Origin of the sequence: Photobacterium sp. S4TG1 (assembly GCF_036040035.1) — a bacterium.
In the GTDB taxonomy this organism is placed as follows: domain Bacteria; phylum Pseudomonadota; class Gammaproteobacteria; order Enterobacterales; family Vibrionaceae; genus Photobacterium.
In genome coordinates, this window is sequence record NZ_JAYXUH010000001.1 from 274,761 (window position 1) to 288,524 (window position 13,764).

14 protein-coding genes are annotated in these 13,764 nt (G+C 40.0%); 7 read left to right on the forward strand and 7 right to left on the reverse strand.

Annotated features, from left to right (window positions below; translation table 11 throughout):
* Positions 1-21: 21 nt before the first annotated feature.
* Positions 22-606 (reverse strand): ribosomal protein S5-alanine N-acetyltransferase, encoded by a 585-nt coding sequence (gene rimJ, locus VXS03_RS01345; RefSeq protein WP_327761556.1) that lies wholly within the window; start codon positions 604-606, stop codon positions 22-24.
* Positions 607-769: 163 nt separating this feature from the next.
* On the opposite strand from rimJ, the gene VXS03_RS01350 reads away from it, so the two are divergent.
* Positions 770-1,264, forward strand: coding sequence for a methylated-DNA--[protein]-cysteine S-methyltransferase (locus tag VXS03_RS01350; protein ID WP_327761557.1), 495 nt, complete (start codon positions 770-772; stop codon positions 1,262-1,264).
* 77 nt (positions 1,265-1,341) lie between these two features.
* Here VXS03_RS01350 and tyrR read toward each other — a convergent pair whose 3' ends face one another.
* The 6 genes from tyrR to pspA form a co-directional block, all read right to left on the reverse strand.
* Positions 1,342-2,880: a transcriptional regulator TyrR gene (gene tyrR / locus VXS03_RS01355; protein ID WP_327761558.1), complete on the reverse strand. Its 1,539-nt coding sequence runs from the start codon at positions 2,878-2,880 to the stop codon at positions 1,342-1,344.
* A gap of 306 nt (positions 2,881-3,186) precedes the next feature.
* Positions 3,187-4,218, reverse strand: coding sequence for a YcjF family protein (locus VXS03_RS01360; protein WP_327761559.1), 1,032 nt, complete (start codon positions 4,216-4,218; stop codon positions 3,187-3,189).
* On the reverse strand, positions 4,215-5,612 hold the full coding sequence (locus VXS03_RS01365; RefSeq protein ID WP_327761560.1) for a YcjX family protein: 1,398 nt from the start codon (positions 5,610-5,612) through the stop codon (positions 4,215-4,217). Before VXS03_RS01365 ends, VXS03_RS01360 begins: the two co-directional genes overlap by 4 nt.
* 131 nt (positions 5,613-5,743) lie before the next feature.
* Positions 5,744-6,130: an envelope stress response membrane protein PspC gene (pspC, locus tag VXS03_RS01370; protein WP_327761561.1), complete on the reverse strand. Its 387-nt coding sequence runs from the start codon at positions 6,128-6,130 to the stop codon at positions 5,744-5,746.
* Entirely contained in the window at positions 6,130-6,357 is a 228-nt protein-coding gene (pspB, locus tag VXS03_RS01375; RefSeq protein ID WP_045026590.1) for an envelope stress response membrane protein PspB, read from the reverse strand. The genes pspC and pspB overlap by 1 nt, the downstream gene beginning before the upstream one ends.
* Before the next feature lie 75 nt (positions 6,358-6,432).
* Positions 6,433-7,101 (reverse strand): phage shock protein PspA, encoded by a 669-nt coding sequence (pspA, locus tag VXS03_RS01380; protein WP_327761564.1) that lies wholly within the window; start codon positions 7,099-7,101, stop codon positions 6,433-6,435.
* Between the two features lie 217 nt (positions 7,102-7,318).
* Here pspA and pspF point away from each other — a divergent pair, with 217 nt between their 5' ends.
* From pspF to VXS03_RS01410, 6 genes are all read left to right on the forward strand, one after another.
* Positions 7,319-8,335, forward strand: a complete 1,017-nt coding sequence (gene pspF / locus VXS03_RS01385; protein WP_327761565.1) for a phage shock protein operon transcriptional activator — start codon at positions 7,319-7,321, stop codon at positions 8,333-8,335.
* Positions 8,336-8,471: 136 nt separating this feature from the next.
* Complete coding sequence (gene sapA / locus VXS03_RS01390) at positions 8,472-10,091, forward strand: ABC transporter substrate-binding protein SapA (protein WP_327761566.1); 1,620 nt, start codon at positions 8,472-8,474, stop codon at positions 10,089-10,091.
* A 3-nt stretch (positions 10,092-10,094) separates the two neighbouring features.
* Entirely contained in the window at positions 10,095-11,057 is a 963-nt protein-coding gene (locus tag VXS03_RS01395) for an ABC transporter permease (protein ID WP_327761567.1), read from the forward strand.
* Positions 11,044-11,931: a putrescine export ABC transporter permease SapC gene (gene sapC, locus VXS03_RS01400; protein ID WP_327761569.1), complete on the forward strand. Its 888-nt coding sequence runs from the start codon at positions 11,044-11,046 to the stop codon at positions 11,929-11,931. The genes VXS03_RS01395 and sapC overlap by 14 nt, the downstream gene beginning before the upstream one ends.
* Before the next feature lies 1 nt (position 11,932).
* The gene (locus VXS03_RS01405) at positions 11,933-12,931 is read left to right on the forward strand and encodes a peptide ABC transporter ATP-binding protein (RefSeq protein WP_327761570.1); all 999 of its coding nucleotides are present in this window, start codon (positions 11,933-11,935) and stop codon (positions 12,929-12,931) included.
* Positions 12,928-13,752, forward strand: a complete 825-nt coding sequence (locus VXS03_RS01410; protein WP_327761571.1) for a peptide ABC transporter ATP-binding protein — start codon at positions 12,928-12,930, stop codon at positions 13,750-13,752. The genes VXS03_RS01405 and VXS03_RS01410 overlap by 4 nt, the downstream gene beginning before the upstream one ends.
* The last annotated feature ends 12 nt before the right edge of the window (positions 13,753-13,764 follow it).

A 13,764-nucleotide genomic window follows, 5' to 3' on the forward strand; every position in this document is an offset into this window, starting at 1 on the left:
TTTCTGTTTTAAACAATTGGCTCAACTTATTGGCAATGACCAGTTAGGATTCACCAATGAGGTTAAGACATGATCCTGCCATTGACCATTGATCAATAAATAATCTTTTGCTAGCCCTTCTTGCTCAAAACCAACCGCTGTTAATACACTGCCACTTTTATTATTATGAGGCATATATGCGGCCATAATACGATGAAAATGTTTATCGGCAAAGAGCCACTCACATACCGCTGCTAGTGCACGACGCATCACCGCTTTACCTTGCTGCTCTCGATCTAATGAATAACCAACATGACAAGCATAAAAGGGAGACTTCACTAAATTACTGAAATTAATCACCCCGATAATAGTGTTTGTTTCACGATGCTCGATAACAAAATAAAAAGCCATCTCGTGGCGATGAAGGGTGGCAATTTGCTCAAGACGTTGTTGCCAACCAGCTAAGCTAAAGAAAGCCTCATGCCGTAATGGCTCCCACGGTGCTAGAAAATGGCGATTGCGCTGATAGTATGCTGAAATCTGTTCCGCATCTCGCGTTTCAATCAAGCGAATTTTAATATCATCAAGTACAATAGTTGATGAGCGATGTATAATTGAATGAAACAAGTACGACCTCGACATGACAATGTTAATTGATATAACGCACATTTTATGAGTTTACATGATATTGAATACAAGCCACATTCAATATTCGATATATTAGCATGCCATTGTCTGTTACTCTTTATCAGTCAATGTTATTAATTATTACGCCTTTAGTGAGTTATTGATGTATTACGATTGTATTGAAACAGAACTGGGAAACATTATGTTGCTGGCAGATCACCAAGGTCTTCGACAACTATCGATTACGAGCCCCAGCTATAGCCCTAATGAAATATGGCAGCATAACCCTGAGTTTATGGCGCCCTTCATTAGACAACTCAAAGAATACCTCATCGGCTCTAGACAAAAATTCACCTTTCCTCTCGCTCCACAAGGCACCTTATTTCAACAACAGATATGGCATGCTATCGCTGATGTCCCCTATGGCGAAACCGTTACCTACGAGCAAATAGCGGCCAATATTGGCAATACTAAAGCAACCCAAGCGATCGGTATGGCTAAAAATGTTAACCCTATTCCTATTGTGATCCCCTGCCACCGCGTGTTAAACAGCCATAATTCATTATGTGGTTATCGTTACGGCGAAGATATAGTCGCCCTACTATTAGCCTTAGAAGCCGGTGATACTATCTTGCTAGAAGCACATCAAAACGACTAATTCTCATAGCGTTATTATTTACTCAAAAAATAAAGAGATAGCAATAATGGCTATCTCTTTTATTTTATGTTTGAGAATCAACTGCGTTTACTCAGCCCATATTCTCGAAGCTTATTCGCCACCGCAGTATGTGAAACCCCTAAACGTTTAGCTAATTTACGAGTAGATGGATAACTCTGATATAAATTAGATAAAATGCCTGATTCATACCGCTTCATTATTTCATCTAACGATCCAGTTAACGTTTCTTCACTGATTACGGTACTTGACTCATTTTCAGGTAGTTGCACATCAGCCGATGTCATTTCATCCCCTTCTACCTGCGTCATCGCGCGAAATAACACATTACGCAACTGGCGAATATTACCCGGCCAAGCATATTGTTTAAGTGTTAATGCTAATTCTTCCGATAATGAAGGTTTAGGTTGATGTAGCTCTTGTGCAAATTGCGCTAAGAATAATTCAGCTAATGGCACAATATCAGCAGCACGCTCACGAAGTGGTGGCACGACTAAAGCCAGTACATTTAATCGATAATAAAGATCTTCACGAAATGCCCCTTCAGCGACTAAGTCAGGCAATTTTTTCTGAGTTGAACAAATCACCCGTACCGCTACTTTTATTTCAGCTTCTTCACCTACACGGCGGAAAGTACCATCTTGAAGGAACCGTAATAATTTAATCTGCAAGTGTTTTGACATCTCACCGATTTCATACAGAAAGACAGTACCACCAGCAGCCTGTTCAAAAATTCCTTTTTTTGCAGGTTCATTAACACTGCCAATGCAACCAAATAACTCGGTTTCTGCTGCATTATCCGGCATAGAAATACAGTTAACGACTAAAAATGGTTTATCACGGTGCACTGAACGTTGGTGGCAAGCACGCGCCAACATTTCTTTACCTGTACCCGTTTCACCTTGAATCAGCAAAGGGGCATCTAACAATGCAAGCTTCTTTGCTTGTCCCAATAAGTGCTTAAACCGAGATGAATGTCCAATCAGATGCTCAAATCCACTGTCACCATTAATGCTTCGCATCACAACCGGCATTTTAGCTTCCGAAAGCGATCTCAATAAGATCAAAGCACTTACAAGTACAGGTTCAGAGGTATCATCATTCACACAGACTGGCATGATATCCATTTGGTAATCTAGCCCAGCAATAACCACAATTTCACTGTGTTTCTGAGCTTGGCTTTTATCTAACCAGCGAGAAAAGTTAAACCCTAATAAAGTATGAATATTTTCATTAAAGAGATCATCACTACGGTGCCCCATTAATTGTTCAGCAGCTTGATTAGCAAAATCAACTTTACCATTTAAATTAATGGTAAAAAATGGATCAGGTAACGTCTGCAATAATGCTGATAATTCTGTATGTTCACGCTCACTTGGCATAAACTGAATTTTACGTACATCAGTAACACCATCAAGCTGGCGAATCTGTGACATTAACTGGCTAAATTGTTCAAATTCAACTTCAGGGCAATTTAAATAAATAATCCCGGTTCGATCAATTTCAATCCCACGAAGATCAATATCTTGGCTGGTTAAAATATCTAACAATTCACGAGTCATGCCAACTCTATCTTCGCAAAAGACCTGTAATCTCATTGTTTACACCTTCTTGTTATTCGTCTTTTGTGCGTAATTCATTACAGTTACCCATCAAGAGTAATTTTTAACAATACCAATAATAATCATAGTGTTAAGCTTTATGATTGAGAGTCTTAATCCACATAATGAAAACAATTTGTAACTGTCTACTGTCAACTATTCCTGACAGTTATGTCAGTGTGCGACGAACACATTAATGAGTCAAGCTACGAGATCGCATCTGCACTGATTAAATATAAAAAGAGATATTTCGATAATAAAAAAAGAGAACCTAAGTCCTCTTTTTAAAGTGTTAATATATGGTTAGCTTTTTTCTTGCTTACCCAGTTGGCTTAGTAAGTCTCGACGTATTTCACTTAGCCGAGGTTGTTCACCTTCCATCCACGGTAACGGACGCATAAGGTTAATTGCTTTAAGTCCTAATCGCCCAGTAAGTAAACCAACACCAACACCTTGTGCAACTCGTGTTGACATTCGTCCAGCAAGATCCATTGAAAGCATGTCCATCCCTAAATCAGCCACTACCTCAGACGCACCAGCAAATGCCATATTAGCGAGCACTAACTTTACTAATTTAATCCGTGACCAATAACTAAGTTCAATACCATAAACAGCAGATATCTGCTCAATTAGACGAAAGTTACGCCAAGCAACAAGCAACATATCCGCTGCTGCTAATGGGCTCAACGCAACCATTAATGCCGCTTCACTGGAGTATTTTGCAACTAGCTGTCGTGCCAATTTATCTTGTTGACTAACCACCAGCTGATCATAAAGCGCCAACACTTCTCGATCATTATGAGTCGCAGCCAGAGCATGTAACCAACGGTCATAACCATGATTATCCGTTGGAATTTGACTCAATTTAGCTAATTTCACACAAAAAGCTTTTCCCGACCCAATCCCATCAGCGGTTAATAATTGATGGGCTTGATCTCGTTCTGTCTGACGCTGTTTTAAACGACGTAAATTAATGAGCTCACGCCCTAACGCACCGACACCTGCAATAGCAATACCCGCAACAATGGCACTCCATCCTAATGATAGCCAATTACTGGTTTGATAAGCCGTTACAACATGATCTACTGTTTGCCAGCCCACCATCGCAGCACCAGCAACCAACAATCCTTTAAACCAACGGTAACGGTGTTTAGGTTTAGACGCTAAAATTTGCTCAAGTGTTTGCTCACTTTCGACTTCAGCACTTTCAACGGTATCGGGTAAAAACTCGCTTTGCTGTTCAAAGTTCATTTTTACGGTTAAATCCGGTTGCTGCTCACTTAATGGCTGTTGTGCTTCATCAAACACTATTTTTGCTTTTAATGGCTCAGTCATTGCAATTTATCTCCCAAAAGATATTCCAATGCTTTATCCATTCGAATATGTGGTAAAGGTTCATCTACTTGCTGAGGTAATGGACGTAAATTAATAAAATCAAATCCATTCCTATTCCAAAAATCTTGATTAGGTAATCGTCGCGGCACATCACCAGGAAAGAATGTTTGTGCGTTACCGTTAATATCTGTTCCACGTAATGCAGGCACTTGTTTGCCTTGATAGTTAACAAACCCAGGTTCACTGGCTTGAATCGATGCTAAGCTAACACAATCCATGGTAATACCTTCAAACGAGGCGGTCTGCCATGCTTCATTAACTAACTGCTGTAATAATCCCACTAAGTTTGGGTGTTGCTCTGGTGTAATATGATCCGCTTTTGTTGCGGCAAATAGCACCTTATCAATCCGTGGAGCAAACAATCGACGTAACATTGAACTACGCCCATATTTAAAACTTTGCATTAATTGATCTAACGCTTGGCGCATATCATTGAATGACTCATGACCAGCATTTAATGGCTGTAAACAATCAACGAGCACTATTTGTCGATCAAACTTAGAAAAATGATCATTGTAAAAAGCTTTCACAACATGCTGCTGATAATACTTATAACGTTTTTTTAGCATACCAAAGTTACTGTCGTCAGTAGCTGTAGCGAGTTGCTGTTCGGTATATTTATTGGTCCATATCATCGGGAAAAACTGCAATACAGGTGCGCCAGCTAATTCCCCTGGCAACACAAACCGTCCCGGTTGAACCCAATGCAAACCGCCTTCCGCCTTACATTGGTGCAAATAATCTGTAAATGACGCTGCTATTGTTTCAATTAACGCTTCATCAGCTGGCGCAAAAGGATCAAATTGTTCCCCCATAGCCAACCATGATTGCGCTAATGCTAACCGCTGCCCCTTTAATACTTGTGCCTGTTGTTTAGACCAGCTAATAAAATCAAGATCAAGTAACGGTAAATCTAATAACCACTCACCTGGATAATCAACAATATCGAGATACAAGGTTGCTGTATCTTGAAATAACTTTAATGCCCCTTTTTGTGGCTTAAAACGCAATGCTAATCGTGTCTGGCTAACATCACAGGTTGGCTGAGGCCATGCTGGTGGTGATGACAATAAGGCATTAATTCCCTCATCATAACTAAATTTAGGCACGTGCATATCTAATTGTGGAACACGTTTCGAACCCAATAAATAGCCTTCTCTTACCGCAGAAAACATCGGTAATCGAGGATTAGTACTTACGTGTAATAACTGATTAATCAGTGAGGTAATAAAAGCCGTTTTTCCCGCACGTGATAAACCCGTTACCGCGAGACGCACATGGCGATCAAGGCTGCGGTTAACCCATTTATTCACTTCATTGCTAATTCGATTCATCACGGTTCCTAATTAACATATGGTTTGATATACAACCATAAAAAAAGCAGGCCTGAACCATCAGTACCTGCTTATATTGATATTATTTACTTCGTGTCAGTAAGTAACATCAAGTACCTTAGTGTTTAACACTAAAGTTTATTGAATTCACGATCAACTTTAAAGGCTGATGATGTTACATAAGCTTCCATTTTTTGAATTTGAACTTCACTGCGCTCAAGTTCAGCTTCAACGTTATGCAAAATCTGCTGAGCTGATTGTCCGCTTTGCCATGGCTTTTGCTTAACATTATGCTCAGTATATTGATGTTGTTGTTCTTTGCGTTGTAAAGGCATCTTATCTAAGATTAACCAAGCCGCAATATAAGCGACCGTTGCAAAAAAACCGACCCCCAATAAAAAAGCAGTAACCGCCAAAATACGCATCAGCCAAATCTCGACACCAAAATATTCAGCTAAACCTGCACAAACACCGCCCAATTTACCATTTTTAGGATCACGGTATAACGTTTTACGCATTATTTTTGCCTCCATTGTGGCGCTTCGGCATCTAGAATTCGCTCAAGCGTAACGATTCGCTCTTGCATCACCTCTGCGCGTGCCACTAAGGTTTCTAACTTTTGATGATCCTCACCAGATAATCCCTCACCTGATTTGCGCTTACTGCGGTAATGAAGAATCAACCACAGTGGCGCCACAACGATCATAAACACCACTAACGGAACACTAATAAAACCCATCGACATTTGTTGTTCTCCTTTCACGCAAAGGTAATAGCACTATTATTGTTTTTCTATTATTGAAAAGGCAATACCTTACAATTATTGTTGTTTTTCGTTCACGCTTGCTTTTAAACGTTCAAGCTCTTTTTCAATATCATCTTGTGCTTGAAGATCAGCAAATTCTGACTCTAAGCTTTTTCCGCGTCCAAAACTATAGCTATCCGCTTCTGCTTCCATTTCATCAATACGACGCTCATATTGTTCAAACTTCGACATTGCTTCATCAACTTTACTTGTGTCAAGTTGACGACGTACATCTCGACGAGTACCAGCCGCTTTATGGCGAGTCACTAATGCTTGTTGACGAGCACGAGTTTCTTGCAATTTACGCTCAAGCTCAGCCACTTCTAACGAAAGTTTCTCAATCGTTTCATCAACTAATTTATATTCTTCATTTAACGTCAACGCAACATCAGCCAATTTTTGTTTTTCAATTAATGCTGCACGAGCAAGATCTTCACGCCCTTTTTGAATCGCTAGACTGGCTTTTTGCTGCCAATCTGTTGACTGCGTTTCAATGGCTGTAATACGACGACGTAGCTCTTTTTTGTCTGCGAGCGCTCGTGCTGATGAAGTACGCACTTCAACCAATGTATCTTCCATTTCTTGAATGATAAGACGAATTAACTTTTGTGGATCCTCAGCCTTATCTAATAATGAATTAACGTTAGCATTTACGATATCAGCAAAACGAGAAAAAATACCCATAATAAAACTCCTTGGTCAACCGCATTGAATTTCACTCAATTCACGGTTTCTATCATCAAACTCACAGTATGTTGTTATGTGAGGTGCCATTCTTTTATATACATATCAATTTGCGTGCCAATTTTTAAGTCATTGTTTTTTAGTAAATAATAAACATCCTCATCTTTCATCAAACAATGATATAGTGAATATAACTAATTATTAGTGAGATTGACCAATGAGAAAAACCGAAACATTAATCGGTGAATCAGACGCCTTTTTAGCCGTACTTGATCACGCATCACGGTTAGCAACACTTAATCGCCCAATACTAATTTTAGGTGAACGAGGAACGGGTAAAGAACTGATTGCAAAAAGAATTCACTATTTATCAACGCGATGGGAACAACCACTGATTAGCTTAAATTGTGCCGCATTAGCAGAAGGCGTGATTGATTCAGAACTGTTTGGTCATGAAGCGGGGGCATTTACAGGCGCGAAAGGTCGACATCAGGGGCGATTTGAACGCGCAGAAAATGGCACACTTTTTTTAGATGAACTCGCAACCGCACCAATGGGCGTACAAGAAAAGCTTTTACGTGTCATTGAATATGGTGAATATGAACGAGTTGGGGGTAATAAAAGCTGCCAAGCCAATGTTAGATTAATTTGTGCTACCAATCAAAACCTGCCACAACTCGCAGCAGAAGGTAAATTTAGAGCCGATTTATTAGATAGATTAGCCTTTGAAGTGATCCACCTTCCACCACTAAGAGCACGCATTGATGATATTCTACCGCTAGCTGAACATTACGCGGTTCGTATGTGCCGTGAGATGAACTTCAGTTATTTTGCAGGTTTTAGCGCTCAAGCCCAGCAACAATTATTAGACTACCCATGGCCTGGTAACATTCGTGAGTTAAAGAATGTGGTTGAACGTTCCGTATTTCGTCACGCGCTGGAAGATGAGGCTATTGATACTATTGTTATCGACCCTTTTAGCACTTCATGGGATGCTCCTGCACCAACCATCGAACGACCAACTGCCACACCACTGCCAAATCAAACAGCATCAACCGTGACCTTCCCGATTGATTTACGCCAACAGCTACAACAGCAAGAAATTACGTGGATTGAACAATCTTTAATCTTCGCTAAATTTAATCAAACAAAAGCAGCCGAGTTATTAGGGCTTAGCTACCATCAACTAAGAGGATTAATTCGTAAATATGAGCTCAATGTTAATGGTGATTAATCAATCAAATTACACATAAAATTCAACATAATTGACGCTTTTTTGCTAATTTAATTCAAAACAAGCAGGATAACTTGGTGACCGACATGGAAAATGTTAAATTTAAAAACTTAATTTCAAATAACGCCTATTAAATATGAGCGCTTACTATCGTCTTTTTATTGTTGGTTTAGTTCTATTAGCTCTCAATGGCTGTAAACAACCAACAAAAGATTCTACAACTCAACGTCATGGATTTGTCTATTGTGGTCAAGATACTCCCACAACGCTTAATCCCCAGTTAACAGACGGCGGACTAACAGCAGAAACCCTTTCGGCACAAATTTTTGACCGTCTGCTATTACTCGATCCTGTTAGCCACAAACCATTACCTGATTTGGCGAAAAGCTGGACCATCAGTGACGATGGCCTAATATACACATTTACCCTGCGTCAAGGGGTACAGTTTCAAACAACCTCATGGTTTACTCCAACTCGTACCATGAATGCGAATGATGTCGTCTTTAGCTTTGATCGCGTGATTAACCCTGATAATCCATTTCACCATATTTCAGGCGGACGCTATCCATGGTTTGAAAGTCTTGGTTTCGCCAATGATATCGAAGCGATTAAAGCCCTAAATCCTCATACGGTTCAATTTACTTTAAGACGCCCTGATAACTCATTTTTGTCTAATTTAGCCACCAGCTATGCGGTTATTTATTCTGCAGAGTATGGCAAACAATTATTAAAATCAGGACAAATTGGTAAATTAGATAACCGCCCTATCGGCACTGGGCCGTTTTATGTGGATCAATTTATTCCAAATGATCTGATTCGCTTAAAGCACCATCGTCATTACTGGCAAGGTGTTGCTCCTATGGAACAAGTGGTGTTTGATATTTCATCCCGCGGGATGGGCAATCTAACTAAATTATTAAGCGCAGAATGTGATGTTTTAGCTTCCCCAGTTGCAAGTCAATTGCCTGTTATTACAGATAATGACAATTATGAACTATTAGCTCAAACAGGTATGAACGTGTCATTTTTGGCATTAAACACCGATTTAAAACCGCTAAATAACATTAAAGTTCGAGAAGCAATTAGCTATGCCATCAATAGAAATACGCTATTAAATTCAGTTTATTATGGTACGGCTACCAAAGCGAAAAGCTTATTACCGCCGACCTCTTGGGCTTATAACAATAATAGTAAAGCTATAAACTATAACCCTAAAAAAGCAAAAGCATTACTTAAACAAGCAGATTATGACACTGCGCAAGTATTAACCATGTGGGTACCTTTAGAGTCACGCCCTTATAATCCAAGCCCACAAAAAACAGCGGAGCTTATTCAAGCAAACCTTAAAGCGATTGGTATCAATGTGGTTATTTATCATCAAGATAACATTGGTCGTCTAGGTGTGAATGATATGAATAAATACGATATGATGCTGGCAGGCTGGATTGCTGACAATGGTGATCCCGATAACTTTTTACGGCCATTATTGTCATGTAATGCTAAGCATGCAGGGCTCAATGTTGCCAATTGGTGTGATGTTCAATTTGATAATTTACTTGAGCTAGCATCACGTACTAATAAAACCCAACAACGGGTTAATTATTACCAACACGCACAAAATATTCTTGATCAGCAAGTGCCTATCATACCTCTTGCTCATGGCGTGCATTTCCAAGCGCATAACAAAACACTCGGTGGGCTGCAAATGAGTCCTTTCGGCTCGCGTTCATTTTCTAGTGTCTATCGGACTGAGTAAAATATGTTTATTTACACTATACGTCGCTTAAACCTATTTGTTATTACATTACTCATTCTAACAATAGTGAGTTTTAGTATTTTAAGACTTGATACTCAATTGCAATGGGCATATGAACCCTTTTGGCAAGGCTGGCTTATTTATTTACAAAACTTAATCTCAGGTAACTTAGGTATTAGTTCTACAGGTATTCCTATGAGTACAGAAATACTCAAGGTTTTTCCTGCTACATTAGAATTGTGCTTTTTTGCTTTTATGTTGTCTTTAGTGATTGGTATTCCTTTGGGCACCATTGCTGGTGTTCGTCGAGGCTACCCGATTGATACTGTTATTACTTCGATTACATTATTGGGCTATTCTATTCCATTATTTTGGTTAGCAATGCTACTTATTTTATTGTTTTCGTTGCATTTAGGATGGCTTCCTGTATCAGGACGCTATAGCCTGTTATACCAATTTAATCATGTGACTGGTTTTGCATTGGTTGATATTTTACTCTCCGATAAGCCTTACCGCATGGAAGCATTTTTTGACGCGATTAAGCATTTAGTCTTACCGACGATTGTGCTAGCAATGGCACCAACTACTGAAGTTATTCGTTTAACGCGCGCTTCAATTGCCGAAGTAATGACTAAAAACTACATTAAAGTCGCACAAACGAAAGGCTTATCAACTTTTGAAATTGTTCGTCGCCACGGAATGAAAAACGCACTGCCACCCATCATTCCTAAATTAGGTATGCAGTTTGCCGCCATGATGACTTTTGCAATGTTGACTGAATCAATTTTTAACTGGCCGGGTATTGGCCGCTGGTTACTCAATGCAATTGCTGCTCAAAACTATGTTGCCATTCAAGCAGGTGTGATTACTGTGGGTGGGTTTATTTTATTAGCCAACATTCTATCTGATCTTGTTGGTGCCATTATTAATCCATTAGTCAGGAAGGAATGGTATGCCATCAAATAGTGTTTACCAAGAAGCCACCATCCCGACACAATGGGAACGTTCATGGCAAAATTTTCGTGCCAATTCATTGGCCATGTTTGGCTTATGGTGCTTGCTGGCACTACTGCTAATTACCATTAATGCGCGTTGGCTAGCCCCCTATTCTGCAATAGAGCAAGTGGGTGAACTACTGATGCCGCCATCATGGGATAACTCAGGCCATGTATCATTCTTTTTTGGTACTGACGATCTTGGTCGAGATATTTTGTCACGACTGTTAATTGGTAGCCAGTTAACCTTTGGTTATGCGCTATTAGTTGCGATTGCATCCAGTATTATTGGGCTGTTAATTGGTATTTTAGCTGGCATGAGCAATGGTCTTAAATCAAGTTTCCTAAACCATATTTTAGACACTGTTCTATCTATCCCATCACTATTATTAGCAATCATTGTTGTTGCATATATGGGACCGGGTGAAACACATATATTACTCGCTATTTGGCTCGCACTAATTCCACGTTTTATTCGCGCAGTGTATACCGCAGTGCACATTGAGGTTGCCAAAGACTATATTATTGCTGCCCGTCTTGATGGTGCAAATAACTTTTATCTGCTTTATAACTCAATATTACCAAACATTCTAACCACTATAACCACTGAAATGACACGAGCTATTTCTGTCGCGATTATGGATATTGCCGCACTGGGTTTCCTTGGTTTAGGTGCTCAAGCGCCACAACCCGAATGGGGAGCAATGCTCGGTGATTCTATTGATCTTATTTACCTTGCGCCATGGACAGTTACCCTACCAGGGCTTGCGATTATGTTTAGCGTATTAGTTATAAACTTAGTCGGTGATGGTATGCGCCAAGCACTTAACGCGGGAATTGATTAACATGCCATTACTTGATATACGAAACCTCACCATAGAAATTGATACCCCTCAGGGAATGGTTAAAGCGGTTGATCGCATGAGTTTAACCATTAACGAAAGTGAAATTCGTGGCTTAGTAGGAGAATCTGGCTCTGGCAAAAGTTTAGTTGCTAAGGCTATCGCTGGTGTATGTAAAGATAACTGGCGGGTTAACGCTGATCGTATGCGCCTAGGTGATGTAGATTTACTCGCCTTATCCCCTCGTCAGCGACGTAAAATTGTAAGCCGCGAAATTGCGATGATTTTTCAAGAGCCCTCAACTTGCCTTGATCCCTCAGAGCGTATTGGTGAACAATTAGAGGAAGCTATCCCATCATCGTCATTCAACGGCCGTATTTGGCAGCGTTTCCATTGGCGCCAAAAACAAGCGATCGCACTGTTACATAAAGTCGGTATCAAAGAACATAAACGGATCATGCGCAGCTATCCTTATGAGCTAACCGATGGTGAATGTCAAAAAGTGATGATCGCAATGGCAATTGCTAACCGCCCTCGACTACTGATTGCAGATGAACCAACCAACGATCTTGATCCTATCACTCAGGCACAAATCTTCCGTTTACTCAGTCGCATGAACCAATTAGGTAACACCACAATTCTACTTGTCAGCCATGATCTCACTACCGTGACCCAATGGGCAGATAGAATTACCGTAATGTATTGTGGCCAATCGGTAGAATCCGGCACATCAAAGCAGCTACTTGAATTACCGCATCACCCTTATACTGCAGCACTGATGCGCGCAATGCCTGACTTTTCGCTAGGCATTAGTCACAAATGTAAATTAGAAACATTGCCGGGTTCTATTCCCCCACTGCAGCATTTACCAATAGGTTGTCGTTTAGGACCTCGCTGTCCTTATGCACAACGAAAATGTGTTGAAGTGCCTAAACGTCAAAAAATTAAAGGCCATAAATTTAGCTGTCATTTTCCGCTAAATATGAAGGATGACAATAAATGAGTTCATTACTTGAAGTAGTAAATCTGAAGAAAGATTACCATTATCGTTCTGGCTTATTCCGTCGTCGTACAATTGAAGCGGTAAAACCAGTTTCATTTCAGCTAAATGCTGGTGAAACTATCGCTCTATTAGGTGAAAATGGCTCAGGTAAATCAACATTAGCCAAGATGCTCGCTGGCGTGATCACGCCAACAGAAGGCATTGTTCGTGTTAATGGTGAAGTACTTCATCACCATGATTATCAAACCCGCTGTAAATTAATTCGAATGATTTTTCAAGATCCAAATACTGCGCTAAATCCACGTATTCAAATTGGACGTATTCTTGAAGGGCCATTAAAACGAAATACGAATATGACCCCTCAAGCACGTGAGCGGCGCATTATGGACACCCTTAAGCGAGTAGGTTTACTGCCAGAGCATGCCTATTTTTATCCTCAAATGCTTGCAACAGGACAAAAACAGCGTGTATCACTAGCGCGAGCATTGATTTTGCAGCCCTGTATTATTGTCGCAGATGAAGCATTAAATGGTTTAGACATGTCAATGCGTTCACAGATGATAAACCTACTACTTGAATTACAAGAAGAGATGGGGTTGTCTTATGTATATGTGTCGCAACATATGGGAGTGGTGAAACATTTCAGTGACAAGGTCATGGTTATGCAAGATGGTGAAGTAGTTGAAAAAGGACGAACCGCTAACGTGTTTGATAATCCGAAGCATTCATTAACCCAAAAACTCCTTGATAGTCACTTCAGCTCACCAACTCGAGAAAAAAGTACTCGAATACTTAATAGCACCCCTAAAATCAGCTATTAGTAATAAAAATAA

What these genes read in the sequence shown, in the direction of transcription:
- VXS03_RS01350 (WP_327761557.1), top strand. Translation starts at nt 770, where the DNA reads ATGTATTACGATTGTATTGAAACAGAACTGGGAAACATTATGTTGCTG.
- tyrR (WP_327761558.1), bottom strand. Translation starts at nt 2,880, where the DNA reads ATGAGATTACAGGTCTTTTGCGAAGATAGAGTTGGCATGACTCGTGAA.
- VXS03_RS01360 (WP_327761559.1), bottom strand. Translation starts at nt 4,218, where the DNA reads ATGACTGAGCCATTAAAAGCAAAAATAGTGTTTGATGAAGCACAACAG.
- VXS03_RS01365 (WP_327761560.1), bottom strand. Translation starts at nt 5,612, where the DNA reads ATGAATCGAATTAGCAATGAAGTGAATAAATGGGTTAACCGCAGCCTT.
- pspC (WP_327761561.1), bottom strand. Translation starts at nt 6,130, where the DNA reads ATGCGTAAAACGTTATACCGTGATCCTAAAAATGGTAAATTGGGCGGT.
- pspB (WP_045026590.1), bottom strand. Translation starts at nt 6,357, where the DNA reads ATGTCGATGGGTTTTATTAGTGTTCCGTTAGTGGTGTTTATGATCGTT.
- pspA (WP_327761564.1), bottom strand. Translation starts at nt 7,101, where the DNA reads ATGGGTATTTTTTCTCGTTTTGCTGATATCGTAAATGCTAACGTTAAT.
- pspF (WP_327761565.1), top strand. Translation starts at nt 7,319, where the DNA reads ATGAGAAAAACCGAAACATTAATCGGTGAATCAGACGCCTTTTTAGCC.
- sapA (WP_327761566.1), top strand. Translation starts at nt 8,472, where the DNA reads ATGAGCGCTTACTATCGTCTTTTTATTGTTGGTTTAGTTCTATTAGCT.
- VXS03_RS01395 (WP_327761567.1), top strand. Translation starts at nt 10,095, where the DNA reads ATGTTTATTTACACTATACGTCGCTTAAACCTATTTGTTATTACATTA.
- sapC (WP_327761569.1), top strand. Translation starts at nt 11,044, where the DNA reads ATGCCATCAAATAGTGTTTACCAAGAAGCCACCATCCCGACACAATGG.
- VXS03_RS01405 (WP_327761570.1), top strand. Translation starts at nt 11,933, where the DNA reads ATGCCATTACTTGATATACGAAACCTCACCATAGAAATTGATACCCCT.
- VXS03_RS01410 (WP_327761571.1), top strand. Translation starts at nt 12,928, where the DNA reads ATGAGTTCATTACTTGAAGTAGTAAATCTGAAGAAAGATTACCATTAT.